Here is a 26,949-nt window from a genome sequence, read left to right on the forward strand (position 1 = left end):
GGAATTAGCGCATCACTTTAGAATCGCCAACCAGAATGAATTGCGACAATACCGCCAGATAAGTTACGCCACTGAACATGCTCGAGTCCAACCCGGCTCATACGTGTTGCTAGATCATGTTGGTTAGGAAATTGTCGAATACTTTCAATAAGATAATTGTAAGCTGCTCGATTATGTGCTATCTGCTCGCCTAGCCAAGGTAGTACTCTAAAAGAATAAATATCGTAAATAGAATTAAATAATTTCTGACTTGGTTGAGAAAATTCTAAGCACATAAAACGACCTCCACGACGTAATACTCTAGTCATTTCTGCCAATGCTGAGTCAATGTCGGTTACATTGCGTAAACCAAATGCAATAGTAACCCGATCAACTAAACCTTCACCTAATGGAAGGTGCTCAGCGTTGCCAACTATCCAATCCATTATATTGCTATTATTTTTTTTCATACGATTTTGTCCAACAGCAATCATTTTAGCGTTGATATCACAAACCGTGACTCTTCCACCCCCGCGCTTTTGCCAAAGATTTGCAATATCTCCTGTGCCGCCTGCAACATCTAGCAGCCAGTGTGCCTGTCGCGGTGCTAATAAGTCGACAAATGCTTGCTTCCATATTCGGTGAATTCCAAAGCTCATCAGATCATTCATTAAGTCATAGTTTGGTGCTACGTCATCAAACAACTCGCGAATCATTAGGCTTTTTTTATTTGCAGCAACATAAGTAAACCCGAAATTGGTCATATCTTTATGAATTTTAGGATCGGAAGCAAATTTTTCATCTTTTGAGCAAATTAACTTGCGAACATCACCATTATCGTCAATCACTTTATAATATTCCATAATTATCCATATCTAACTAGTCTAGTGTAGTAGGTCTGTAGGAATTTGAAATCAAGGGTACCAACTATTAGATCAGCTGATCTAATAGTTGGTGGTGAATGTTGCTTAGGACTGTTAATTATTATGCCTGAATTGCCTGAAGTAGAAAATGTAATGCGTGGACTTGCCCAGAGATTAACAGGGCAAAGATTGGTTGGGATTGAACTACGTCGGTCAGCACTACGTTGGCCAATACCAAAGGAGATAGTTGAACAGCTAACTGGTAAACGTATCACTGGCTTTCGCCGTCGCGCTAAATACATCATTATCAATTTTAGCAATAATATAAGCTGGATAATTCATCTAGGCATTTCTGGCCGGATGCTGGTATTCAATGGTTCAAAGCCTTTGATTGACATTCATGATCACGTAGTATGCTATACAGATAGCTCGCTTTGGATAAAATTTAATGATTATCGTCGCTTTGGTATGATGGATCTGTCGCCAACAAATGAAATTTATCAGCACAAATTGCTTAAAAATATCGGGCCAGAACCTTTGGATAAAGGATTTTCTAGTAGAACACTAGAATCTGTATTATCCGGCAAACATGTACCGATTAAAGCGGCTCTGCTTAATCAAAAATTAGTAGCCGGAATCGGCAATATTTATGCATGTGAAGCCTTGCATCGTTCCGGTATCTTACCTTCCCATTTTGCTATGAATATTACCAAAAAACGAGCAAAAAAATTGGTTTTCGAGATAAAATCAGTACTTACCGAAGCGATAGCCGCAGGCGGAACAAGTATACGAGATCACCGTCAAGTCAATAATGAACCTGGATTTTTCCAAAATGCTCTCCGGGTTTATAATCGTGAAGGAGAAAGATGTTTATCTGATGGATGTTATGGAACGGTGAAACGCGTAGTTCAATACGGAAGATCGACTTTTTATTGTCCTCAATGCCAAAGCTAAGTTTGAAACTTGTTCTCATAAAATATCAGATTTGACAACTTCTATCGTAAAAGATGATATAGAATCCATAAAATATCAAGATCAAATGCTTTACTTTTCAATCTAAGCTAAAAATACCAAACCTTTGTATCAAAAGAGGTTAGTCGATTAAGAGGCTTTTACTGGAGATGACACAAACCTACAAACTGCGATTATTAGATTACAATATAATTTTCGCTTAGGAACCGTATTGTTGATATATTTCTCTAGAAAATGCTATCTAGCAAACTGGCGATTTTTTTACACTTGATTATTGGCTCGCTGTAAAGATTGACCGAATAAGTAAATATAGTATCATTACAATCTACTTGATTGATTATGTCATGCTAACACTCATAATTTATTGTATTTAACAATAGGAACCACTGAAGATCGTTCTACTATTATCGAGTAAATCTGAGCAGCTGTTAGCTGCTTTATGCGAGAATAGCCGTGAGAATAACTTGTTTTGTATAATATAAACAAAAGTACAGTTTTATTTTTTTTTTTATCATAAAAATGATATTTCCAGCCTGCGAAACAATAACTGAGCTATCAAGCTTTAATTTAAATTGTTTAATTGTACGACTGTTTAACTAGTAGTACTAAACTTAATTGCCCTATTGGGTCATAGTAGCGAAGCTTTGCTCGATAAGTCAATAGTTTTAATGTCTTCTAGAGGATTAATTAAATCGTTTAAAAACCCCACAACATGATACTATAAAAGCTAAATAATACCTTAAAGGAAGATAATTATTTTTTAGGAAAAAATAATCTTTGTTTACTTAGTGCATCATGAATGTTACTGTCTACTATAGTAATAAGAATTTGCTCTGCAGAGAGGGAGGAAAAAAATATTGGCTAACCACATTTCGGCGGAGAAACGCATAAGACACAATACAAGGCGTTATGCGATAAATCACTCGCGTATCTCGCGTATTCGGACTCAGATCAAACACGTAAAAAAAGTAATCGCTGATGGCAATCATGCTGGTGCAATGGAAGTTTTTAAAGTACTTCAGAAAGAGATGCATCGTGGAGTATCAAAGGGAGTTATGCATCGTAATAAAGTCGCTCGTAATTTATCTCGACTAAATAGTAAAATTAAAGCTATTAGTAATTAGTGTTGTATTGTTCGTCTATTGTTTAGAACAAATTTCAATTAATCTCACTAATATTTTAGCTTAAGTTTAATTCTAAGCTTTGCAATTACCAGGCAAAAAATTATATTTTTTATATTTTATGCAATTGATTTATCCAAAACATTACCTGTTTGGTATTTTTGTTGGTACAGTCAATCTTCTAACTTAAACATAATTTTGTTGTAGTGTATTTAAGCCTTTCGAGTAAATTAGGCATATTTGCTGATAAAGGGTAATTAGGTATTTTGTAGATTATGGTGTAAATTATGAATTTTAATATTGCTACTTATTACCGTGAAGCAAAAATACAGAAAAATTTAACGAGACTAAGCAGTAGTGTTCAGATTGCTTAATAAATGTGAACAGCTCTAATTTAAAATTGGATTATCTATTATACAATCTGGTTATCGCTGTTAATGTTATAACATTAGATAAAAAGATAATAATATTGCTGATCGCTAAATTCATCAGATTTTATACTTTTTATAAAGATATCTTGAATAATTACGTTATAATGTAATGTAGTAATTGAGCATAATCCTTACACTATACTAGGTATAGTGTATAGTTTCAGTCTACTAAGATAATACAAATTTTAAGTGATATCAATTTGTTAGTTCTTTAATAATTTGTTTATGTATTAGACTAAACAAATTAGTTGTTAAACAGTCGATTACTTATGACTAATGCTTACTAAAATATTAGTATATTCATAGCCCTTCTCAATATAACTATTACACTTACAAATAAAAGTAATCCATTATAGAATAATCTAACAAAAGCTTGCAAATTTATCTTCATGCATAAAGCCGTTATGGAATTTTTTGAATAGCTAACTATAATTCTTATAAATTGTGTATAACGCTTATTTAAAGACAGTAGATATAAATTTAAATTTCCATCACATATTGTAAATAATGAAGCAGTTAGTCTCATAAAGTTTAAAAGTTTTACCTTGTATATTAAAAACGTTTATATGATTACGCAAGAATTGCCACAAAGTATCCTAGTAGATTGTGAGCTGATCTAATTGCTAAGTATATTTTTACCTTTAGAATCTAAATAAATTAGTTTTAATTTGTTATTAAAACAGTAATTTTAATTATTTGTCTAGTACAGAGTATATTTTTATTCTATGTAATGAATTTTTCAAGATTAATTACTAGCTAAATTATCAAATTTTAAATAAATATTAAAAGCATAATTGAATAATTATTCATAATAATCTTTAAATAATAAAAACTATTATTTTGATAGAATATTAGAAATGCTATCCTTAATTGTTAAGTTAAAATAATTAATAGAATTTCTTAGTTAGGAAAGTATGAAAAGACTGTTGATACAGATCCGCGCGATAAGCCAAGCACAACATGCGTAGCTAAAATGAAAATATTGTAGCATTATTCTAAATCAATCGCCGATTGGTCAGCAAGCAATCTTTCTAGAGTTAGCGTTGTCTGAATTGCCAGATTGCAATGAATTGATTGCTCATTCGGTGCGAGTGAAGATGCGTTTGCACTCATAATGTGCTGAAACAGTGTATCATGGTTGGTTGAAGTCTCTGAGTTCAGCTTAGCGCAACGATTAAATTGTCTATTTGATAATTCCTCCAAAGTTAAAACAGGATCGGGTATTCACACAATACGGTGAAAGACTACGAGTTTTTTGGCAGGGTGAAGATCCAGCTATTACAGTCGTAAAGTGATTGCCAATGCTAGACTCAAAAATGGACTATACCCATTGGCTAAATTACCAGAGCAAAACGTGCCAGAGAAGCTAATTGCAAAATATTCTGTTGACACAAAAAAAAGATCGTCTCGGATCCACTAGGTGACTTAAATTCAGCGTAGCTGGACGCTCGTTTCACTTTTAATAATTTCGTTGTTGATAAACCAAATGAATTTGCCTTCGCTGCAGCTCAGCGCGTAGGGGAGAATGATACAGCACTCTTTAATCCATTTTATATAGCGAAATAGGTCTAGGCAAAATGCATTTGATCTGCGCTATCGCTTGAGAGATCCGCAAGAAATATCTGCAGCGAAGAGTGATATGTGTTTCATCCGAAAGGTTTATATATTAATTTATTCGTGCTCTACTCTAATGAGATACGATATCTTTTAAAGATCTATTTCGCTCCATAGAGGCGCTAATGATTGATGACGTGCCGTTTATCAGCAGTAAAGGAGGAATTTTTCATACTTTTAATGCACTAGCGGGCAATAATCGCCAAGTTCGTAATTTCCGCCGACAAAAGCCCCAACGAATTTAGAGCGGCTGCAGGCAAGGCTGCGCTCACGTTTAGAATGGAGCCTCTTGTAGCGAACTCACCTTACACAGAATACGAACTTTGCTTGGGTATTTTGCAGTGTAAAGTAAAAGAATTAAAGTAGATATTCCGAACAAAGTTATAGAATTTTCATTATATACAATCAGCACGCAATGTGCGTAAACTTGAAAGGGGCATTAAAACGCGTCATAGCACAATCCACCTTAGTGGGTTTAGCTACTATAACATAGAAATGGTGCAATGAGAGGTTGTTGGACATGTTCAAGGCGAATAATTGACAATTGAGATGATCCAACTGCAGGTTGCATCACACTACAACATGTACGCGGCTCGCCGATCCCAAAAGCAATCGCCCGTCAGCGACAAATAGCAATGTACTTAGCAAAAAAACCTCACTCAACATTCTCTTCCAGAAATTGTTTATAAATTTGGTGGCCGTTACCATACTATCGTTATACATGCAAGAAAAAGTTGATAAATTACGTTCAACAAATCGTAGTTTCGACACTGATGTTGCAATTCTATGTAGAATGCTTGAGAAATAATTTTCTTTTTACTATAGTTATCAAAAGATAAATTTCCTCGTTTAAGATTATTATTATGTAATAAATAATTATGACATTTTATTAAGTATAGAGCTGTTATGAGCCGTGGCAACTAGCATTACTAAGCTTTTTATAATACAACTTTTTTCTACTTATCAAATTAAGTTATAGCAATCAGATGAAAATTACGATTGATCGATCATCTTTTCTTAAACCAATGGCCCACATTCAAAGCGTTGTTGAGCGACGAAATACTATCCCAATCTTAGCTAATGTGCTCTTACAAGCTAAAGCAGGACGTCTATCAATGACTGCTACTGACATGGATATGGATTTAGTTAATAGCACCGTCTGTATAGTTGATCAACCTGGCTCTATTACTGTATCGGCTTTTACTCTTTATGATATCATCCGAAAACTGCCAAACGGATCAGAGGTTAAGCTAAATATGGATAAAGATAGTGTAAGTCTATCAATTAGTGCTGGACGTTCTAAATTTTTGCTACCAACCCTAAAAGCAGATGAGTTTCCTAGTCTACCTAACGATCAAATAACTATTAATTTTATGCTTTCTGCGGTTAATGCAAAATCACTAATCGATCGCACTCGTTTTGCTATTTCCACAGAAGAGAGTCGATATTACTTGAACGGTATGTACCTGCACGAAACCCAGGTTAATAACATATCTGTTCTGCGTGCTGTAACCACTGACGGGCATCGACTAGCTCTAATGGAAATTCCGCTGCCTGAATCAGCATCCGGCATACCACCGGTGATAGTACCACGCAAAGCTATAATTGAAATACGCAAGCTGATTGATGAAAGCGAAGGCTCGGTACATGTAGCTTTTAGTAAAAATAAGCTTCGTTTTAACTTCGTTGATACTGCGATAACAACTAAGTTGATCGATGGCAATTTTCCAGATTACGAACGGGTAATCCCGACTTCTAACGATAAGATTATGCGACTCGAGTGTAGATCTTTAAAAAAAGCTGTCGAGCGTATCGCAATTATTTCTACAGCAAAATCTCGTTCAGTTAAACTAGAGATTAACAAAGGAAATTTGATATTATCAGCTAAAAATCCTGATAATGCTTGGGCAACTGAAGACATGAATGTGGACTATGATTCTGATCCTATAGAAATAGGGTTTAATTCTCGGTATTTGTTAGAAATAGCTAATCAATTTAACGATAGCGCTACGGTGCTATTTCATATAGCAGACAAAACTTCTCCCGCTATAGTCACCAACGAGAAAAATGACGGTGCACTTTATGTAATTATGCCTATGAGAATTTAGCTATTCAAATGTTTATTAGCTTTATATTTTTACGCGAGCAAAACAGTAATCTGCACATCTCTGATGCTGTTTTATTTAGCAATGAGATGGATTATTATAATTCATTAATCTTTTAGTAAATGGCATGAAGAAAAATTTGAACAGCTTAGTAGCTAAGACATATAATGCAGAGTATCTATTTTAGGCAAGAATAATCAACAAAAATAATATATTTTTAAGACAAAGTTACGCACTATATTAATTTGGTTTTTTGTGCTTTTGTTTAAATTGTTAATTTAAACAAAAGCACTTAGCATTCGTAACAAAATGAAGTAAAAATGATTAAGTTGTACATATCTGCTAACTAGCAGATAACAAGCTTTACTCAAAGATCAAACGATATGTTTGTTAATTTAACTTGGTGACTAATTATCTGTTTGGCAAGGTATTCTAAAAAAAGACATTATTTACCTCTCAAGCGAACATTCCAAGCCTTATTGGCTAATTAATGATAACAAGAGTATTAAAATGCTTAAGAGTGTTATTGAATATACATGCAATCATTATCTTAGCAGAAATCTACAAGGTAAAGCTAATTTTTGGTAAAAATAATTAGCTTTATGCGTCTATATGTTTGTTTTCTCGGCAAATAGCAAATAATAAGAAATTTAATGCCTAGCTATTGGGTATATCGAATTTGAAGCTGAATAACTGAATTATACCTTTAATAGTTACAAACAGCTGATCAAATAGCAATAGGCTAATTTATCATTTTAAGCACAAGTTTAATGGTTAATGCTTTAGTAATGTCATGCTAATTGCTTGATGCGTCATAGTTGACTGTAACACCTTTACTTACCTGATATATTGTGAGGATTGTGTTTTGGTGCTAATACTTAATTAAGTTAATATCATATATCGTACATTTCGTAGATGAATTCTCTGTTATCTTAAACCAGTTCGGAGCTGAACCTAATATTGTTCTATAAATTTTATACCTTGATCAATATAACGGGTGGAATTAAAAATATCTTTTTAAGATCTCACGTTAATCGCTTATAGCAAGATTGTTTGACTTTGCAGATAGCAAAGTCTGGCTGGCTGAAGTCATCATTTAACCGGAGTTCCACGATGCTTGAAATAACCACCAAGTGCAGAGAAAACCTTGAAAATAATCAGTATTCTGCTGAATCAATTAAGATTTTGCGTGGACTTGATGCTGTACGTAAGCGTCCAGGTATGTATATCGGTGATACAGATGATGGTTCAGGTTTGCATCATATGGTATATGAGTTGGTTGATAATGCCATCGATGAAGCTATGGCCGGCTATTGTGACACAGTGCGAGTTATTATGAACGTCGATGGTTCAATAACAGTACAAGATAACGGCCGTGGCATTCCTGTTGATATTCATACAGAAGAGGGCGTCTCGGCTGCGCAGGTTATCATGACTCAACTTCATGCTGGCGGTAAGTTTGACCAAAATTCGTACAAAGTTTCTGGTGGTTTACATGGAGTGGGAGTTTCGGTAGTAAACGCTTTATCTGAATGGCTGGAACTAATAATTTGGCGCGCAGGTAAAGAGCATATGATGCGATTTTATCACGGATATGCAGAAGCAGATCTAGTAGAAGTTGGCCCATCGTTTGGCAAAATTGGGACTAAAATCACCTTCAAGCCTTCGACTGATACTTTTACTATGATTGATTTTGATTTCTCGATGCTGGAGCATCGATTGCGTGAGTTAGCGTTATTAAATTCTGGCGTGCGTATTATTCTCATTGATCAGCGCAGCGATAAGTTTAAGAACGTAGACCTGTTTTACGAAGGTGGACTGAAAGCTTTTGTTCAATATTTAGACCGTTCGCTTATTGCTATGCACTCCACCATTTCAGCCTTTAGCCAAAAAGGCGGGATTACTGTTGAGGTGGCGATGGAATGGACGGAATCTTACCGTGAGACAATTTTCTGTTTTACTAATAATATTTTACAGCAAGACGGTGGCGCACATTTAGCTGGTGTTCGTGCTGCATTAACTAGGCAGATAAATAATTATGCTAGTCAATCGAATATTATTAAAAAGGATAAAATGGTACTTTCCGGCGAAGACACTCGCGAAGGCCTCACTTGTGTACTATCAATCAAAATGACGGATCCAAAATTTTCCTCCCAAACTAAGGTTAAATTAGTGTCGTCAGAAGTTAAACCGGTAGTGGAAAACATTATTAGCGAACTGCTAGGTAGTTGGCTTGAAGAACATCCTAGTGAGGCTAAACGCATACTTACTAAAGTATATGAAGCTGCTGTTGCTCGGAATGCTGCTCGACGAGTTCGCGAACTAACCCGCCGCAAGAACGCACTTGATATTGCTACTCTTCCTGGTAAATTGGCTGACTGTCAGGAGAGCGATCCATCAAAAGCTGAATTATTTTTAGTTGAGGGCGATAGTGCTGGAGGTTCTGCTAAACAAGGTCGTGATCGTAAGAACCAAGCAATTTTGCCATTGCGTGGCAAGATTCTGAACGTAGAGCGCGCTCGTTTTGATAAGATATTATCCAGTACAGAAATTGGCACACTCATATCAGCACTAGGGACCGGTATTGGGCCAGAAGATTTTAATATAGAAAAAACTAGATACCACAGGATTATTATAATGACTGACGCAGATGTTGATGGTTCGCATATTCGTACTCTCGTGCTAACTTTTTTCTTTCGACAGATGCCAAAGCTGGTGGAACGTGGATATCTCTATATTGCTCGTCCTCCCCTTTATCGAGTGAAGAAAGGCAATAAAGAAACTTATCTAAAAGACGAAAAAGCACTTGAGCGTTTTCTGATCAATGAAGGCAGCAAGCTTGCTTTCCTACACACTGATTCAGATACCCAAATTAGCGAGAATGATCTCATAAATCATGGCGAGCTTGCTCGTCAGGCTCGTCAATTACTAGAACCTATAGTGCGTAAGCTAGGTGCTTTGATAGTGACTGAGCAAGCTATGATAGTTGATTTATTGCATCCAGATCTTCTAGCCAACCCAGCAGCAGCAACGATAGCAGCAAAAGATTTTGCTAAAAGAATGAATACCTTATCAGACGCACATGAGCGTGGATGGTCAGCTATATATAAAAAGCAGATTGATACTGGGCCAGCAATCATAGTTACTCGCACCTTGCGAGGTGTAACTGAAACATACTATATAGATAGCGTTTTAGTAAAAACTGCCGAGGTTGAAGCAATTAGGAAGCGCGCAGCTGAGTTGCGTCAACTATTTATCAACCCCGCAACCTTAGTATATAAAGATGGAACTAAGCGCACTCTTTACGGCCCAGTTGGATTAATTGAAGCAATATTAGAAATTGGACGCAAGGGACTGATAATCAATCGCTACAAGGGTCTCGGTGAGATGAACCCAGACCAGCTTTGGGAAACTACTATGGATCCAAATCGTCGAAACCTTTTACAAGTTAAGATAGACCATTTAGAAGTAGCTCATGAAGTCTTTAGCACTTTGATGGGTGATATTGTTGAACCGCGCCGCGAATTCATCCAGTCTAACGCGCTTAAAGTAATAAATTTAGACGTATAATTAAGTGATTATTTTTTAATAACCATGTAAGCAAGACAAAACACTGCTAAATTGATTGTTGATCTATTTTTACGATATATCAGATCAATGATACTTGTAGTTAGTTGAGCAGGCTACACAGTAATTCTTGCTCCATTTCTTTGGTAAAATATTCTCTTTACAAATTCGATGATATATTGTTATTCGTTGTGAATAAGGTGATTTTTTGTTTATTTTATTAAATAAACCGTTAATTTTAACTTAATGAATGTCTTTTCGCATATGCGAATGTACAGCATATTGTTTTATTGATTAAAATAAGTTGATTTTGCACTGTGTTTTCTATAAGAAAATTTAGTAGTCAATAGCATTCTTGCGTATTTGGCTGTATTATGAGATTAATTATTACTACTTAACAAATCGTTACGTTAATAAAATAAATTGTGATAGCTAAATGAATCGTAAGTTATGTAGTATATTTGGTTATCTGTAAAACAGGATCTTATTTATGATTTATTTATAAAAATATTGACTGATAATAGTATAAAAATCTGCAATTATATCGTTATCTGATATATAACTTAATATAAAAAATAGCTTTAGCGTTAGGTTGTAATATGCTTTAGAATTAGTAAAAATAATTATATTATTTGTTTTTTTAAACATATAAATTAACTGCTTAATTAAGGCGATTTATCCAAACTAAGATATTCTATTGTTAAAATAGGTTTACGTTCATCTCTAGTTATGTATTCTTTAAAAAGATCAGTTATTTTTTTAGACATCGCTTATTTAAGTTCATAAAGAAGCATTATGCGAAATAAAAAGCCAAAAATAATTACTTTTTGATAAATCAATTAACTGAAATAAAAAATTATAAATTTTATGTTCGGCAGGAAATAACAGACATCTATATTTATAAATATAAAGTACAAATTTGTTGTTGATAAAATTCAATGCAAAATGCTAATCGAAATTAGTTTCGCAAAAGCTATTGCGCATGCTATACAGCGATCAATGAATATTTGTTTTTTTTTAAATACTTAAAAGTTTTTTTCTGACACTGAACTCTTAAAATAGAAAACTATCTGTATATAAACAGGGTTTTATTAGCATGGATTTTTACTTTTAAATTAACTACTAATTCGCAAATGATAAATAAAATAGCTACAATAGCGCCACTTAATATTTTGTGTTTCCAATTTTGTCAAAATGATAAGATGATTATGAATAGTATTGTTATTCATATACTCATTTAAACGTTAAAAAATACCTTATAAATACTTTTTTATAAAAAAAATATTATAAAAACGGGGATGCATAACATTGTTGATGACACATGCTGTTCTTGGCATAGAGACAAGTTGTGACGAAACTTCAGCCTCGGTAGTCGCAAACGATAGAAAAATTTTATCGAATGTCGTTCTAAGTCAGCTTAATGAGCATCGATTATATGGTGGTGTAGTACCAGAGGTTGCTGCTCGCGCTCATATCAATCACCTAGATGCCATAGTAACTAGGGCTATGATTGAATCTGGAATTAAATTCGGTGATCTCGCGGGCGTAGCAGCAACGGGAGGTCCTGGATTGATCGGGGGTGTACTAGTCGGTAGCACATTCGGAAAAGCAATTGCCACTGCTCACTGTAAACCTTTTATTGCGGTTAATCATCTGGAAGGACATGCACTTACAGCCAGATTAACTGATGCTATTGATTTTCCTTATTTATTGCTGCTAGTTTCTGGTGGTCATTGTCAACTTTTGTTTGTAAAAGGGGTAGGTTTGTATCGTAGGCTTGGCACAACTATAGATGACGCAGTAGGTGAGGCTTTTGATAAAACAGCAAAACTCCTAGGTCTGGAATATCCTGGTGGGCCTGCAGTGGAATATGCAGCAGCCTTTGGCGATTGTTCTAACGTTAAGCTACCTAGACCCATGTTAGGTAAACCAGGATGCGATTTTTCCTTTTCCGGCTTAAAAACTGCCGTGCGTAGGCACGTTAATCGGTTAAAAGACATCCTTAATGCACAGATGGTCGCAGACATAGCAGCCGCTTTTCAACAAGCAGTGTCTGAATCTCTAGTCGACCGTACTAAACAAGCAATAGATATACTAGAGATAGAAAAAATTAATAATCAGCTTCTAGTAATGTCTGGTGGCGTAGCAGCTAATCAGACGATCCGCTCTGCTATTGCAGATCTAGCCAAAGTCCGTGGGTTGCAGTTCGTTGCACCTTCGATGACTTTATGTGGCGATAACGGTGCAATGATTGCTTGGGTTGGACTAGAGCGTTTAAGATTAGGACTAATCGATGGTATGAGTTTTCGCCCACGCTCTCGTTGGCCACTTGATCCGTATGCTAATTTATCTAGTAAAACTGGCAAACTGTGAATTAAACAACTTTTAAAAATAGCTTAAATGATAACTTAGCTGAACTATCGAAATGTTCTATCTAAATAGAAAACAATCTTATGTATGATAACAGCAAAATGCGATAATAAAATTTAAAAAATGCTAATTAATAGGTTAAACTAATTTAATTATTAGCAAAAAGATAACTTTAGCGTTAATTAGTTTTAATTATAAATTAAATATTAGTATACCTTTATGTAAATTACCTAATGTATAAACATAATTAATAATAACTAATCTGGCATTTTATATTGCATTAAACATTGAGATTAACAAAATCGTAGAAATTAACAAAATTTTTTTGATTAAAATAATCAACAATACTAGAAGTAACCTTTTTTATATTATAAATTTTTGCGTGAAAATAAATATTTCGAGTTCTAATAGAAGACAGCAATTTTTAATAACATTAAACTATTTATGGGAGACTAATGTAAAGAGGCAACCCATTGTGCTGAGATACTAAATGGTCTCGGAATAGAATATTATAGTGCGGACTAGATTAATGAATCCCAAAAGCTACGGCTAAACTTAGGAAGAACAGACATGTGTAACGACGTAAAGAGGGTTATGAAATTAATCCAGGAACGTAACGTTAAATACGTTGATCTCCGATTTACAGATCCGCGAGGTACACTCCAGCACCTTACGCAGCACGTGCGCACGATTGATGAGGAAAGCATAATCGAAGGATTTATGTTTGATGCTTCATCTATCGCAGGTTGGAAGGCTGTTGATGAGTCTGACATGGGTCTAAATCTAGATTTATCTACCGCTGTCATGGATCCTTTTTTTGCACAACCTACTCTTGCTATTATTTGCGATACATTTGATCCTTCTACCGGTAAAGCGTATGAAAGAGACCCACGTTCAACGGCTAAAGCTGCAATCAACTATATGGAGAAACTAGGTATTGGCGATACAGCATTTTTTGGTCCAGAAGCTGAGTTTTTTCTGTTTGATAATGTAAAAATTGCAATTAGCATGAATAAGGGGTATTATGAAGTGGACAATGAAGAAGGAGCGTACAATTCTGGGCGCGAATATGAGGAAGGCAATTTAGCGCATCGTCCAGGTGTTCAAGGTGGTCACTTTCCAGTCCCTCCAGTTGATAGCAGTCAAGACATTCGCTCCGAAATGTTATCCGTAATGCTTGAGATGGGTATTAAAGTTGAGAAGCATCATCACGAAGTCGCACCTTCTCAGCATGAATTAGGTATAGAGTTTGGAACTTTGATTCAAGTTGCAGATCACCTACAACTTTATAAGTATGTGGTAAAACAAGTTGCAGCTTCTTACGGAAAAACTGCTACCTTTATGCCAAAACCAATCTCTGGTGATAACGGTTCAGGTATGCACGTGCACCAGTCGATTTGGAAAGACGGCAAACCAATGTTTTCTGGTTCGAAATATGCTGACCTATCTGATATGGCACTATACTATATCGGTGGCATTATTAGGCACGCTTGTGCCATCAATGCCTTTACCAACTCTACGACGAATAGTTACAAGCGTTTAATTCCAGGATTTGAAGCTCCCGTGTTATTAGCTTATTCTGCTCGTAACAGGTCCGCTTCTTGCCGTATACCACACTCAAGTAGTCCTAAGGGTAAAAGAGTAGAGGTTAGATTTCCTGATCCAGCTGGAAATCCATATTTGTCATTTGCAGCCATGTTGATGGCTGGATTACATGGTATAAGGAACAAAATACATCCTGGCAATCCAATAGATAAAAACCTATACGACCTTCCTTTTAAAGAGATATCAGCGATACCAAAGGTATGCGGTTCTTTACGTGAAGCGCTAAATAATTTGGATAAAGATCGAAATTTTCTAACTCAAGGTGGAGTATTTACTGATGATCAGATTGATGGCTATATTGCACTAAAGATGGAAGAAGTATACGCATTCGAACATGCGCCGCATCCAATTGAATTCGATATGTATTACTCTAATTAATTTAGCTAGCTGTGATACCAAACACGCAATAGACACCAAGCTTAGCTAATAATTTTTGCTAATCTAATCATAAATATTGCCTTTATTTTCTTTATTTGTTTTAATTATGCATCTTATAGTATAAGACTTGCTTCGATTGTTTTTTTACTGTCTATAAAGATAAGTTATTTATAAACTATAAACACCTTCACTTTGTCGTTTACTTTAACGTTAATTTTGCATGAAGTCATTTGTTTGATTGTTAAATTTTAATTATTACTTAAGATATTCAAATGTTAATTAATCTTTGTATGATATAAATTGCACCGTGCAATTTTGCACTTGTTATTTGAATTAATACTTTTTTAAGAAAAACTATGGTAGAGGTTTTGTAAATTTAAATGTAAAATACCTGCATAATAGAAGCTGTATAGGTGAAATTATTATTTGCTTAATGTTTAACAAGTTCATGAGATTAGTGTAAATGGAAGGAATTTTAATCAGCTTAAATACTTAAGCTATTATTTAATCTACATTGTCTTGCTATTTTAAGATTTAACAGATGTCAATTACTAATGAGCTTTTTATTTATCGAATACTATTGTTTAAAAATAATATTCTATTATAATTATATCCTGCAACCCTAATAAGTTTTTTGTAGAAAACTTAATGTCAAATTTTTTGCGAGTAATATTTCCTTGAATATATCGAGCTATTCTGCTAAAGATATTGAAGTACTTGATGGCTTGGAGCCTGTGCGTCGTCGACCTGGCATGTACATTGGTGGGACCGATGAGCGTGCTATGCATCACCTCGTCGCAGAAGTACTAGATAATTCTATGGATGAAGCAATTGCTGGTTTTGCCTCACGAATTGGAATAGAGCTCTCTGCTGACCAAACTGTAACGATTTACGATAACGGCCGTGGCATTCCTATTGATCACCATCCAAAATTTTCCGATAAATCAGCCTTAGAGATAATTCTTACGACATTACATACCGGCAGCAAGTTTTCCGAAAAAGTTTATTCAACTGCCGGGGGATTGCATGGAGTTGGTATTTCAGTAGTCAACGCCCTGTCAGATAAACTAGAAGTTGAAGTTTCTCGTGAACAGCAACTCTACAGGCAACATTTTTCGCGTGGTGTTCCCACTGGAGCCTTGGAAAAGGTCGCTGATAGATTGGGCGGCCAAGGTACTACCGTGCGATTTCATCCAGATCCTGAAATATTTGGCGCCACGCTGAAATTCCGCCCATCTATTTTATTTCGCATGGCACGTTCCAAAGCTTATTTATTTAACGGTGTAGAAATTTATTGGAAATGCGACTCTGTTTTATTACATGACGATCATGCTACACCGCAAGAAAGTAATTTACATTATCCCGGTGGGCTATCTGATTTTCTAGCTAGTGCTATAAAGGGTCGTCGCACCGTTGCTGCTCAGCCGTTTATAGGTGATGTAGAATTTTCTACTGATAGAGGTCGTGTAGAATGGGCTGTGACTTGGCCTGATGATCAAGACAATGGTTTTCTACATGCTTATTGTAACGCAATTCCTACACCACAAGGCGGTACTCACGAGTCTGGTCTACGCAACGCTTTGGCGCGTGGCATTAGAGCTTATGGAGAATTAATTAATAACAAAAAAGCAGCGCAAATTACATCAGAAGATGTAATGGCTGGCGCTTGTGTTATGCTAAGCATTTTTATTTCTGATCCAGCTTTTCATGGTCAAACAAAAGATAAGCTTGCTAGTGCAAGTGCAACTAGGATGGTAGATCAAGCTGTAAAAGATCATTTTGATCACTGGTTATCTGGCGATCCAGATACTGCTAATCAGCTTTTAAATCTACTAATCGAGCGAGCTGAGGATCGCCTACGGCGCCGCCAGCAGAAGGAAGTGAGTCGGAAAACCGCTACTCGTAGGTTACGACTACCAGGTAAGCTTGCAGACTGCTCGCGCTCTGACAACGAAGGCACTGAGATCTTCTTAGTTGAGGGTGATAGCGCTGGTGGATCGGCAAAACAAGCTCGCAATCGAGAAACTCAAGCTATTTTACCATTGCGTGGTAAGATACTGAATGTAGCTAGTGCTACAACAGAAAAGCTACGAGCTAACCAAGAGCTTAGTGACTTACTTCTGGCACTTGGTTGTGGTTCTGGGTCTTCTTATCAGCAAGATGCTTTGCGCTATGAGAAAGTTATTATTATGACTGATGCTGACGTAGACGGTGCTCATATAGCATCGTTGTTAATGACTTTTTTTTATAGAGAATTGCATAAGTTGATTGCTGATGGCAATCTTTACCTAGCTATGCCACCTCTTTATAAACTGGTTCATAATGGTAAGACTATTTATGCTCGTGACGATGCACACCGTGCAGAACTTGTGCATAACTATTGTAGTTCTAGAGGTAAAATAGAAATAAGTCGCTTTAAAGGTTTAGGAGAAATGCCGCCAGCACAGCTTAGAGAGACGACTATGGATCCCAGATCACGCCAGCTTATGCGTATAAGGATTCCTCCAAACTATGATTCAAAGCTGATGGTAGAGCCAGAACTAGAAAGTGAAAATGTACGTACCCGTGATCTAGTTGACACTCTTATGGGTAAGAAAGCTGATAAGCGTCTGGAATTCATACAGTCAAATGCTCAATTTGTATTGAATATAGATATTTAAATATTTTGTTAACATTGATTTTTAGTAGTTAATGTGTTTTTAAGTTAATTATTACTTTTAAATCTTAGATTTAATTTAGGTTATTCACAATAATAAATTTATTATTTTGTATTAAAAGTTTAATTGCTTTCTTGGGAGGAAAGCTATTTTCAAAAAACTTTTATAAGATAATCAACATTATAATTATTTTTTTAAATAAATATTTACACTTATGAGCAAATAATCACCTATTCTGCGCTAAATATTTAATCTATAGAAAAGATCTTTAATATCTAATCATGTACTTTTATTTAGATAAAATTCTTCAAATCTTATCTTTAATTAAATTAAAAATTTTTATTTATTGTTATCTATCATAGTAAATCATACATTTTTTAATATCTGATTATTATTCAATAGTTTGATTGAAAACTACTGATTTATTTACATAAAGTATATTATAAAAATTGAGTATCGTATTTGGAATACAGGAAAGTACCAAAGATCTGTTGAAAAAACTTTCAGTGAATTAGGTAGGGTAGAGATAATTGAGTTTTGAAGGAGTAGAAATTAAGATTGACGTTACTCAGACGATTAATTTATTGTTAGAGGATCCTTTGGCTAGGTAACTAAATTTATGTTCTTGATTACTATTAAAATATGACTATAAATAGGATGCTTAAAATATAATAGGTAATTATTTTATGATACGTTACTCCAAATAATTCGCTATATAGATAAGCGACTAGATAATAGTTACCTAGATAATAACGTATCGTACTACTTATCATTTATTTGAACAAACTGAGTGAATAATTATAGAATGTACATATGCTTGATCCTTTATTTTAATAAATAGCAATGATATTATAAACTATCAATCAGTTAATTAATACCTAGTTATACTTTTCATAAAACGCAGCTACTTTTTTATAGTATGGTTATCTATAAACAATTCTTGTTTTGATGAATCAACTATAAACTAAAATAGCTATGTTAATCCAAATATGTCGAATTAGTAATATTATTTAACTATAATTATTGCAACAAACTGATTTATCAATAAACTACCTATAAGTTATGAATCAATCCATAGCCTGGAGAAATGATTGATAATCAAAGTTATTCAATTAGCACTAAAAATTATACTAAGATAGCTAGCTATGGTTAATTCCAGCACTACAGAAATAAAATATCTATATATTAAAAAAGCGCAACTATACATCCATTATTTAATGAATGTGAATTTTGTACATAGATCTTTGCTAGCTTCTAATAAAATAATCTAAAATACTATGTTTTAATTTAATCGATCTAACATTTCATATCATAAAATATGATTTACCTCCTTAAGGTTATTCTGATTTTCCTGTATTGCGGTCGTCTATAGATGTTAAATATAACTTTAATCTTTAAAGACTTAGTGATTCCATGATTTATTTAAGATCATCTTTCTTCAATTTGATTTGGATACTTTGGTCGCTTTTGATGGTATTTACAATACCAATTAGCTTGCTGTTCTACAGCGGGGATGATGGCCGTTACGCTCGTCAGGTAAGTCGAGTGTGGTCTCGAGGTACTACTTGGCTATTAGCAATTATTTGTGGATTACGATATCGTGTAGAGGGGGTTGAGCACTTACCAAATGGACCAGCATTTTTAGCTTGTAAACACCAGTCAGCTTTTGAAACATTCGTGATGAATGTAATCGTTCCAGATTTATGTATTGTTTACAAAAGTGAGCTAAACTCCGTGCCCATTTTTGGTTGGTTTCTACGACATTCTAAAATGATGTCAGTTAATCGCAATGGCGGCGCTTCAGCATTACGCGATATGATGACGCAAGCAAGAAAAGAGTCTAACAAAGGTAGATGCGTACTTATCTTCCCTGAGGGTACTAGAGTTGCAGTTGGTGAGTGCGGTAACGCTCATGTTGGGCTTGTTGCTATGGTGCGTGATTTAAAACTACCTATCGTTCCCGTCAGTCTCAATTCCGGACTTTATTGGCCAAGAAAATCGCTATTACGTTATCCAGGTGAGATCATAATTAGGTTTATGCCGGTTATCGCATACGTTGATAAATTCGGTAAAAAAGACCTAGAAGATTTAGTAGAAACAATAGGATATGAGTCATATAGGCTATGTTCCATTAAACATAATTAGAAGCAATAACAATGACATAAACTTCAGGACATCTGACTATATGAGTTGCTTATGTAAGCAACTTGTTCATTTATAGTAATTTGATATTTGTTTACTGAATTAAGTTAAAAATAATAGTTAAACATTAGAGCGAAAAGCTTATTTTTGCTTACTATATTTAAATTTTACCTATGATTATACTAATTATACTATTAATATATTTAATCTTTACTTGTAACAAAATTAATAAAATATTTTAGTAATTAATGTAAGATCCAGAAGTAAAAGATTTTTAGATAAAGAAAAGTGGTTAGAGTTAATAATTTACTAACCACTTAGTTGATTTGGATTGTATCGTGTGGACTGTCGAGAGAAAAGGCTGGAATAGATACTTTAAATATTATCCCTTCATTGGTTTCCATGGTGTAGCTACCTACCATTATTCCTGATGGAGTAGTTAATGGACAGGCGCTAGTATACTCAAAATGCTCTTCTGGCTTAAGTATAGGCTGATTTCCTACAACCCCTATACCACTTATTTCTCGGATAATTCCAGTAGAATCTATGATTTGCCAATGACGTTTTGTTATGCGAACGATTTCTTTGCTGCTATTTTTGATTTTTACTCTATAAGCCCAAACATAGTGATTATTCGACGGGCTGGAGTATCCATCAAGATATACCGAAATTACTGTCACATGGATGTTGCGTGTAGTCTTGCTGTACATCGCCAACCCTGTATTTTTATTAAAAGTATTTAATAGATTAAGTTGGCACTTAAATATATAAAAATTGTAAATTTTTATATATTTATTTAATACATTTACCTTATTACACAATTTAATAAAATTGTAAATTTTCCTCAAACTTAATTAAGCCAACTAAAGGTTTCGATTTAAAGAATTTTCTTTTTTTGCTTGTTAATTTTATAAATTTAATTAAACAGAAATTATTTAGATTAATTAAATGATGTTTCATTTTATTGTTAGCAATAAGTATAATTTTTTAATTAGTTCCATCAGAATTTCTTTGAAAAGTGATAATTAAGCGTTAGTAAGGAAAATTGATTCTATTTATATCAACAAATATAAATAATTGTAATTACGATCAATCATTTTCTTTAGTAATTAAATAGTATTTATTAGTATATAAAAAGCTTGTAAAGCATTTCCTGGTAAACAAAAACAGAATAATAATTAATATCAAATGCTTTAAATTTTATTAGATTCATTAAAATAATTGTACTAAATGTTTAATAGTTGTTTAGAAAATATGTTATCTAAACTAATAGAATTAACCAAGCTTGTTTTTTTAAGCAATTAATTGTTAGATTGATAAGTAACAAATTTGCTAAACTAATGTTTATAATCAAGTTAAAATATAATTTGCTTATTTACACAAAAAAGACAATTAATTTCTTAATTATTCGTTTAAATAAAAAAAATTACTTTTTTAAAAAGTAATTTGAGTAGACTTTTGTCATTATATTTAGCAAAATTAAGTCAGTTTAGGTGTATTTTAGATTATTCCTCAAACTATAGCATTTATTTCACTTAATATTACGGAATTTTATTCTCTAATAAATCTAACCTAAATAGGTATTTTTTAAAAGAATAACAGCAACGGTATACTATTAATATTCATTGCTTAATGGTAATTCTTATATATAGATAATATCTATAACATAGAAAATTATGAAATCCTAGAAAGACTTCTGCTCTTTATTAAGAATAGAGCAGATTATAATATTAATATCGTTTTTATAATTAATAGAATAGTTTATTCTGTTATCTTAAATTTTAGGTTAAATACCTAAGTCAGTAAAAATCTTTGCAAGATAAACGTATAATAGATAAAAATGTATTATAATGTGGTTTGCTTTAATTTAAGTTAAAAACATTAAAAAAATCTAATTTAATCTTAGAAATGTAAGCATAACGTTTTGTCTTGAATAATTTCGATATTATATAGACGTTTTTTAGTTAAAAATTCACGCTATATTAAATCTGTTAAATTATTAACATATTTAACTTACCCAATAATTTAATTACATCAATACTTTAACAATTCAGTTAACATAGCGTATATTGCTACAAAAGTTAAATTGCTAAACAAACGGCACTCACTGTGTAAAATACTTTATTCGCTTATTTGAATAAATTCAATTTATTGGAGTTAAAAATTAATTAATAGTTTTTTTTAAGATAATAAAATTAAACTTTACACACTATCACTAATAATTATTTTTAAGGGAAACTGCTTTGTGCTGTTTATAAAAAAATATATTTTATACAGATCTTCACATAAAAGAGAAAAGTAAAGATTTTATCTCTAAATTATGACCTTTATTAAAAAGCAAGAAAGCGTTCCAATACAAATAAATTATCTATATTATTCTTTGCATTGGAAATATAAGTAATCGAATTTGGTTGTCGGCAATAGTAAAATTGCCTGGATTATTGTAGCAAAAATTTTATATGGATAATTGTAATGCAATTATACTAAATAGCTTGAATAAGTTTAGCTAAAAAATAGATTATAATAAATCTTTATGATAAGATTTCATATGAAAAGTTCATATCAATAATAAACATCAAGCGTTATTTATTAGTGTTGTACAGAAGAAAAAGTATATTATAAAGTTAATTTTTAAAATTAACAGTAATGCCAAATAATAATATAATAAAAATTATTTTTTTGTTATATTATTAACAATGCTGACGCCAATATATAAATATTATTCATTAATATTACTTTAACTGTCAATTAGCATATAATAATAAATCTCTCTATTATGTAAAAAAAAATAACTTTACGTGAGATAAAAAGCTTCCTAGTTTATTAGACCAAGCATTGGTTTTTAACAAAGAAAATGAATGTGTTGTTGTGAACGCTAAATAAAATACTATAGATTAATTTAATATATTGCTTAGTCATTAAGCATAGTATAGTAACATGCCATTACTATATTTGCTCAATGACTAATCATTGTAATGAGCAAAGTATTATTTTAAACTCCGCGCCAAAAATTAAGTTTCTTACTTATTAAGTAAACTAAGTAATCACCGCATGAATTTAATATTCACACCCTTAAAATTTTTTTTATAACGGTCCTCGCAATTAACCTAGAAAAGACTAACGTGCCGGTATAATCCCCTTTGGGGCGAATCGCATCACTAATAATAAGATAATTCCCATCAATAAATAACGAGTATAGGACGCGCCTGCTATTAAGTGAGTAGCAATAGCAGAATTTTTGGATAGATTAATGGTGATTATACTCATAAACCAATTTCCCATTGGCTCAACCTCAACCCACAAAAACCAAATTATAACCCCACCCAAAATCGCTCCCCAATTATTCCCTGAACCACCTAATATAACCATAACCCAAATCAAGAATGTGAAACGTAAAGGGATGTAACTAGCAGGGGTAAGCTGACCTTCGAAAGTTGCAAGCATAGCGCCAGCCACACCACAAATGGCGCAACCTAAAATAAATACTTGTAAATATCGTGCGTTAACATCTTTTCCCATAGCCTCTGCCGCATCACGATTATCACGAATAGCTCGCATCATTCTTCCCCAAGGGGATTTCAATGCCATCTCAGAAAACCACAAGATAATAGCTAACACAGTAACAAATAAAATACTGTAACACAACTTTACAAATAAGCTAGCAGCATTATTAATATCAATAATGCCTAAAAAATGTGTCAAACTAATAAACCAAGAAAGATCTACTAAATTAACCTCGTAAGGTACTGGACGTGGTATGCCTGTGACATTTCTTACTCCGCGGGACAACCATTCCTCATATTTGACTATTGCAATAATGATGTCAGAAATACCAAGGGTTGCTATAGCTAGATAGTCTGCACGCAATCCAAGTGATACTTTACCAATCAACCAAGCTGCTAATCCGGCAACCATACCAGCTATAGGCCATGACAAAAGGACTGGTAGCCCCATACCACCAAGATAACCAGATAGTATCGGATTAATTGATTCAATTTTTTTAGTAGTCGGTAAGAAAAAATGACCGATTAATAAATACCCAATAACCAACAAAGCGATCGTAGCGGGTAAACGAAATCTTGAAGTAAGCGGTAGTAAACTACGTACCAAAATAATAAAAAACACGATAGCTATAAGACTGAGAAAAGATAATGCAAGTCCATTGCCAGCAACCAACCAAGCCTGCTGTACTTTAGGCATTGATACCAATACAACAGTTAACGCTCCCAAAGCAGTAAAACCCATGACGCCGACATTAAACAATCCTGCATATCCCCACTGAATATTTACACCTAATGCCGTAATGGCAGAAATAATGCATAAATTAAAGATGTTTAAAGCGATACTCCAACCCTGAAATAAACCTACCGCAAGTAGAGCGATAGCAGTTATGCAATAAACGATTGTCACATGTTTAGTCATATTGTTTTACCGGGAATAAGACCAGTAGGTCTCACTAACAATACCAAGATCAATACGAGAAAAGAAACTGCATACTTGTAATCAGTAGATAGAAGCTGTACTAAACCTTCTGGCTCCCAGTTTGTTGGGCCAAGATATGCTAAAAATTTTTTAAAAGAATAAGTCACTGTTACTTCCGAAAAAGCAACGACAAACCCTCCAAATACTGCACCAAGAGGCTGTCCAATGCCTCCGATAATTGTTGCAGCAAAGACGGGTAACATAATCTGCATAAATATAAAAGGCTTGTAAATCTTATCTAGGCTATATAGTGTACCCGCAATACACGCAAGTGTACCAGCAATTATCCAAGCAATTAACACTACACGCTCTGGGTTAATTCCGGAAAGCAAGGCTAAATCCTCGTTGTCAGAATAGGCGCGCATCGCTTTACCCCAGCGGGTTTTATAAATAAACCAGAATAAACTAATAACCACTATTAGAGTTACCAGTAAAGTGATTAGCTGGGTTTGTCTAATAGCTATTCCCTGATCCAATCCTGTAATCGCCTTGAAATCGCGAAAACTAATTAAAAATCGAGCACCGTCAGCAAAATTATGCTCATTAGGGCCAATAATTATTCGAATTAAGCCAGCCATAAAGAACATTAATCCAACCGAAACTATAGTAAAAGTTATTGGCGTTGAACGATTTTTTCGATAAAATCGAAATATGATTTGGTCTTCTAACAAAGCTATCACTATAGTTGCAAGAATTCCTGCAGGCAGTGCTAGCAAAGCTGTTGGCATAGGTGAGATACTAACTCCTTTCGTTTGTAACAGGTGAGTGGTTAGAATAGTGACCATAGCTCCGAAAGACATTAACTCTCCGTGGGAGAAATTAGCAAAGCGCAAAATACCAAAGACAATAGTTACACCAAGTGCGCCAAGAGACAGCTGAGCGCCGTAGGTAATAGCCGGCAAGATAACAAAATTTGTGAGTAAAGCAAAAGCGTTGGCTATTTCCATTCTAACCTCCAAGAAACGAACGGCGAACTTCTTCGTTAGCTAATAGCACTTTACCAGTATCGACAAAGCGGTTGCTTCCCTGAACTAGGACAAACCCTTGATCAGCAATCTCTAGTGCTTGACTTGCATTCTGCTCTACCATAATGACGGCGACTCCGGTAAGTGCAATATCGACTATGCGCTCAAACAGTTCATCCATAACTATTGGTGATACACCAGCAGTAGGCTCGTCTAGCATTAGCAATCGCGGCTGGGTCATCATGGCTCTTCCGACCGCTACTTGTTGACGTTGTCCTCCGGACAAATTGCCTGCAGGTTGATTGCGTTTCTCAGCTAATATGGGAAATAATTCAAAGATTTGCTCCTTCATTTTGGAAACATCGCTATCATTAATAAATGCTCCCATTTCTAGATTTTCTTCTACACTTAATGACACAAAGACATTGCGATTCTGTGGCACAAATCCCATACCAACGCGCACTCGATCTTGAGGTGCAAGGTGAGTAATATCCTCGCCATTAAAAACTACATTCCCCTTACAAAGATTTAGCATTCCAAACACTGCTTTCATTGCCGTTGACTTTCCGGCACCATTAGGTCCAACAATTACGGCAATCTCCCCCTTATTCACCCACAACGCGCAATCATTGATGATGTAAGCACCGCCGTAGCCGCATGTCATGCCAGTTGCCATAAGGAGACTCATATCTCTGACACCTGCTTATACTTACGCCCATTACCTAAATACGCTTCTATCACATTCTCATTATTCATTACTTCATTTGGCTTACCCTGAGTCAAAATACGCCCTTCTGCCATGACTAAGACCATATCACAGAGACGATTGATAAAATTCATATCGTGTTCTATCAAACAAAAAGTATAACCAAATTCGTGGTTTAAACGCAGAATAGAGCGCTCAATAATTTGCACCAATCTACGGTTTACACCTGCAGCAACCTCATCTAAAAAAATAATTTTTGGCTTAGCCATCATTGTGCGACCAAGTTCTAGCAACTTCTTCTGTCCGCCCGATAGATTGCCTGCTAACTCGTTTTCCAATTGATGGATCTCCAAAAAATTGATCACTTCTTTAGCCTGCTTAAGTACTAATGCATCCGCCTTACGGACTTTAGCGAAATTAAACCATGCTTGACTCAATTGCTCACCAAGCTGGTCACCAGGCACCACCATCAGATTTTCAAGTACTGTTAGATTAGAAAATTCATGAGCAATCTGGAAAGTGCGAAGCAATCCCTTGTGAAACAATTCGTGCGGCTTAAGAAAAGTAATATTTTCGCCATCGAGATATACCTCTCCTGATGACGGTGATAAATGTCCAGCAATAATGTTAAACAGCGTGGTTTTGCCAGCACCGTTAGGACCAATCAAGCCAATAATTGATCCTTGACCTATTTCAAAAGATACTCCATCAATTGCTTTGATACCCACAAAATTCTTACTAATATTATTAACTTTAATCATTCAACAAATCCAAACCTAAAAACAATCTGGTTATAAAATAGCCTTTAATCGTTAGTATCTTTGATTAATCAGCAAATTAATTCACGAGTACTGCCAATAATATTTTAGAATTCAATAATTATCCTTATTTTAATCTTATACAAGATAGAATAATCAGCAACGTGCTTTACAGATCAAAGCAGTTAACATTGTTGACTTATTAAGTAATAAATCATACTCATTCTGGAGTTT

The 26,949-nt window shown here is 34.2% G+C and carries 18 protein-coding genes; 10 read left to right on the forward strand and 8 right to left on the reverse strand.

The features are described from left to right. Positions 1-17 precede the first annotated feature (17 nt). Positions 18-842: a bifunctional demethylmenaquinone methyltransferase/2-methoxy-6-polyprenyl-1,4-benzoquinol methylase UbiE gene (ubiE, locus tag A1OE_RS02180; protein ID WP_015088458.1), complete on the reverse strand. Its 825-nt coding sequence runs from the start codon at positions 840-842 to the stop codon at positions 18-20. A 45-nt stretch (positions 843-887) separates the two neighbouring features. Between ubiE and mutM the strand changes: the two genes are divergently transcribed. Next, the gene (gene mutM, locus A1OE_RS02185) at positions 888-1,796 is read left to right on the forward strand and encodes a bifunctional DNA-formamidopyrimidine glycosylase/DNA-(apurinic or apyrimidinic site) lyase (RefSeq protein ID WP_015088459.1); all 909 of its coding nucleotides are present in this window, start codon (positions 888-890) and stop codon (positions 1,794-1,796) included. An 875-nt stretch (positions 1,797-2,671) separates the two neighbouring features. Continuing rightward, complete coding sequence (gene rpsT / locus A1OE_RS02190) at positions 2,672-2,938, forward strand: 30S ribosomal protein S20 (protein WP_015088461.1); 267 nt, start codon at positions 2,672-2,674, stop codon at positions 2,936-2,938. A gap of 1,418 nt (positions 2,939-4,356) precedes the next feature. Here rpsT and A1OE_RS04540 read toward each other — a convergent pair. After that, complete coding sequence (locus tag A1OE_RS04540) at positions 4,357-4,479, reverse strand: hypothetical protein (protein ID WP_272942672.1); 123 nt, start codon at positions 4,477-4,479, stop codon at positions 4,357-4,359. Between the two features lie 327 nt (positions 4,480-4,806). On the opposite strand from A1OE_RS04540, the gene A1OE_RS04570 reads away from it, so the two are divergent. Further along, entirely contained in the window at positions 4,807-4,932 is a 126-nt protein-coding gene (locus tag A1OE_RS04570) for a DnaA ATPase domain-containing protein (protein WP_081581168.1), read from the forward strand. A 134-nt stretch (positions 4,933-5,066) separates the two neighbouring features. Next, positions 5,067-5,225 (forward strand): DnaA ATPase domain-containing protein, encoded by a 159-nt coding sequence (locus tag A1OE_RS04210; RefSeq protein WP_272942675.1) that lies wholly within the window; start codon positions 5,067-5,069, stop codon positions 5,223-5,225. A 325-nt stretch (positions 5,226-5,550) separates the two neighbouring features. On the opposite strand, the gene A1OE_RS04480 is transcribed toward A1OE_RS04210, so the two are convergent. Then, on the reverse strand, positions 5,551-5,751 hold the full coding sequence (locus A1OE_RS04480; RefSeq protein ID WP_158512539.1) for a hypothetical protein: 201 nt from the start codon (positions 5,749-5,751) through the stop codon (positions 5,551-5,553). 215 nt (positions 5,752-5,966) lie between these two features. On the opposite strand from A1OE_RS04480, the gene dnaN reads away from it, so the two are divergent. The 6 genes from dnaN (at position 5,967) to A1OE_RS02220 (ending at position 19,807) form a co-directional block, all read left to right on the forward strand. Further along, complete coding sequence (dnaN, locus tag A1OE_RS02195; RefSeq protein WP_015088464.1) at positions 5,967-7,088, forward strand: DNA polymerase III subunit beta; 1,122 nt, start codon at positions 5,967-5,969, stop codon at positions 7,086-7,088. Positions 7,089-8,198: 1,110 nt separating this feature from the next. Continuing rightward, the gene (gene gyrB / locus A1OE_RS02200; RefSeq protein ID WP_044283238.1) at positions 8,199-10,655 is read left to right on the forward strand and encodes a DNA topoisomerase (ATP-hydrolyzing) subunit B; all 2,457 of its coding nucleotides are present in this window, start codon (positions 8,199-8,201) and stop codon (positions 10,653-10,655) included. Positions 10,656-11,966: 1,311 nt separating this feature from the next. After that, positions 11,967-13,025 carry a tRNA (adenosine(37)-N6)-threonylcarbamoyltransferase complex transferase subunit TsaD gene (gene tsaD, locus A1OE_RS02205; RefSeq protein WP_015088469.1) on the forward strand — a complete coding sequence of 353 codons (1,059 nt, stop codon included), beginning with the start codon at positions 11,967-11,969 and terminating at the stop codon, positions 13,023-13,025. A gap of 567 nt (positions 13,026-13,592) precedes the next feature. Continuing rightward, positions 13,593-15,005 carry a type I glutamate--ammonia ligase gene (glnA, locus tag A1OE_RS02210; protein ID WP_015088471.1) on the forward strand — a complete coding sequence of 471 codons (1,413 nt, stop codon included), beginning with the start codon at positions 13,593-13,595 and terminating at the stop codon, positions 15,003-15,005. A 677-nt stretch (positions 15,006-15,682) separates the two neighbouring features. Next, positions 15,683-17,665: a DNA topoisomerase IV subunit B gene (gene parE / locus A1OE_RS02215; protein WP_015088472.1), complete on the forward strand. Its 1,983-nt coding sequence runs from the start codon at positions 15,683-15,685 to the stop codon at positions 17,663-17,665. A gap of 1,467 nt (positions 17,666-19,132) precedes the next feature. Further along, positions 19,133-19,807, forward strand: coding sequence for a lysophospholipid acyltransferase family protein (locus A1OE_RS02220; protein ID WP_052312389.1), 675 nt, complete (start codon positions 19,133-19,135; stop codon positions 19,805-19,807). A gap of 314 nt (positions 19,808-20,121) precedes the next feature. On the opposite strand, the gene apaG is transcribed toward A1OE_RS02220, so the two are convergent. From apaG to A1OE_RS02245, 5 genes are all read right to left on the reverse strand, one after another. Then, entirely contained in the window at positions 20,122-20,514 is a 393-nt protein-coding gene (apaG, locus tag A1OE_RS02225) for a Co2+/Mg2+ efflux protein ApaG (RefSeq protein WP_044283240.1), read from the reverse strand. Between the two features lie 2,407 nt (positions 20,515-22,921). Further along, complete coding sequence (locus tag A1OE_RS02230; RefSeq protein WP_015088479.1) at positions 22,922-24,226, reverse strand: branched-chain amino acid ABC transporter permease; 1,305 nt, start codon at positions 24,224-24,226, stop codon at positions 22,922-22,924. Beyond that, on the reverse strand, positions 24,223-25,233 hold the full coding sequence (locus tag A1OE_RS02235; RefSeq protein ID WP_015088480.1) for a branched-chain amino acid ABC transporter permease: 1,011 nt from the start codon (positions 25,231-25,233) through the stop codon (positions 24,223-24,225). Before A1OE_RS02235 ends, A1OE_RS02230 begins: the two co-directional genes overlap by 4 nt. A gap of 1 nt (position 25,234) precedes the next feature. After that, positions 25,235-25,939: an ABC transporter ATP-binding protein gene (locus A1OE_RS02240; protein ID WP_015088481.1), complete on the reverse strand. Its 705-nt coding sequence runs from the start codon at positions 25,937-25,939 to the stop codon at positions 25,235-25,237. Further along, positions 25,936-26,718 carry an ABC transporter ATP-binding protein gene (locus A1OE_RS02245; RefSeq protein ID WP_015088482.1) on the reverse strand — a complete coding sequence of 261 codons (783 nt, stop codon included), beginning with the start codon at positions 26,716-26,718 and terminating at the stop codon, positions 25,936-25,938. The genes A1OE_RS02240 and A1OE_RS02245 overlap by 4 nt, the downstream gene beginning before the upstream one ends. Positions 26,719-26,949: the final 231 nt, after the last annotated feature.

This window comes from Candidatus Endolissoclinum faulkneri L2, assembly GCF_000319385.1.
GTDB classification, from domain to species: Bacteria; Pseudomonadota; Alphaproteobacteria; order Thalassobaculales; family Thalassobaculaceae; genus Thalassobaculum; species Thalassobaculum faulkneri.

Coding starts and splice junctions, on each gene's coding strand:
- A1OE_RS02245 (WP_015088482.1), bottom strand. CDS start 26,718: ATGATTAAAGTTAATAATATTAGTAAGAATTTTGTGGGTATCAAAGCA.
- A1OE_RS02220 (WP_052312389.1), top strand. CDS start 19,133: ATGGTATTTACAATACCAATTAGCTTGCTGTTCTACAGCGGGGATGAT.
- A1OE_RS02235 (WP_015088480.1), bottom strand. CDS start 25,233: ATGGAAATAGCCAACGCTTTTGCTTTACTCACAAATTTTGTTATCTTG.
- A1OE_RS02240 (WP_015088481.1), bottom strand. CDS start 25,939: ATGAGTCTCCTTATGGCAACTGGCATGACATGCGGCTACGGCGGTGCT.
- glnA (WP_015088471.1), top strand. CDS start 13,593: ATGTGTAACGACGTAAAGAGGGTTATGAAATTAATCCAGGAACGTAAC.
- A1OE_RS04540 (WP_272942672.1), bottom strand. CDS start 4,479: ATGAGTGCAAACGCATCTTCACTCGCACCGAATGAGCAATCAATTCAT.
- ubiE (WP_015088458.1), bottom strand. CDS start 842: ATGGAATATTATAAAGTGATTGACGATAATGGTGATGTTCGCAAGTTA.
- tsaD (WP_015088469.1), top strand. CDS start 11,967: ATGACACATGCTGTTCTTGGCATAGAGACAAGTTGTGACGAAACTTCA.
- apaG (WP_044283240.1), bottom strand. CDS start 20,514: ATGTACAGCAAGACTACACGCAACATCCATGTGACAGTAATTTCGGTA.
- gyrB (WP_044283238.1), top strand. CDS start 8,199: ATGCTTGAAATAACCACCAAGTGCAGAGAAAACCTTGAAAATAATCAG.
- A1OE_RS02230 (WP_015088479.1), bottom strand. CDS start 24,226: ATGACTAAACATGTGACAATCGTTTATTGCATAACTGCTATCGCTCTA.
- dnaN (WP_015088464.1), top strand. CDS start 5,967: ATGAAAATTACGATTGATCGATCATCTTTTCTTAAACCAATGGCCCAC.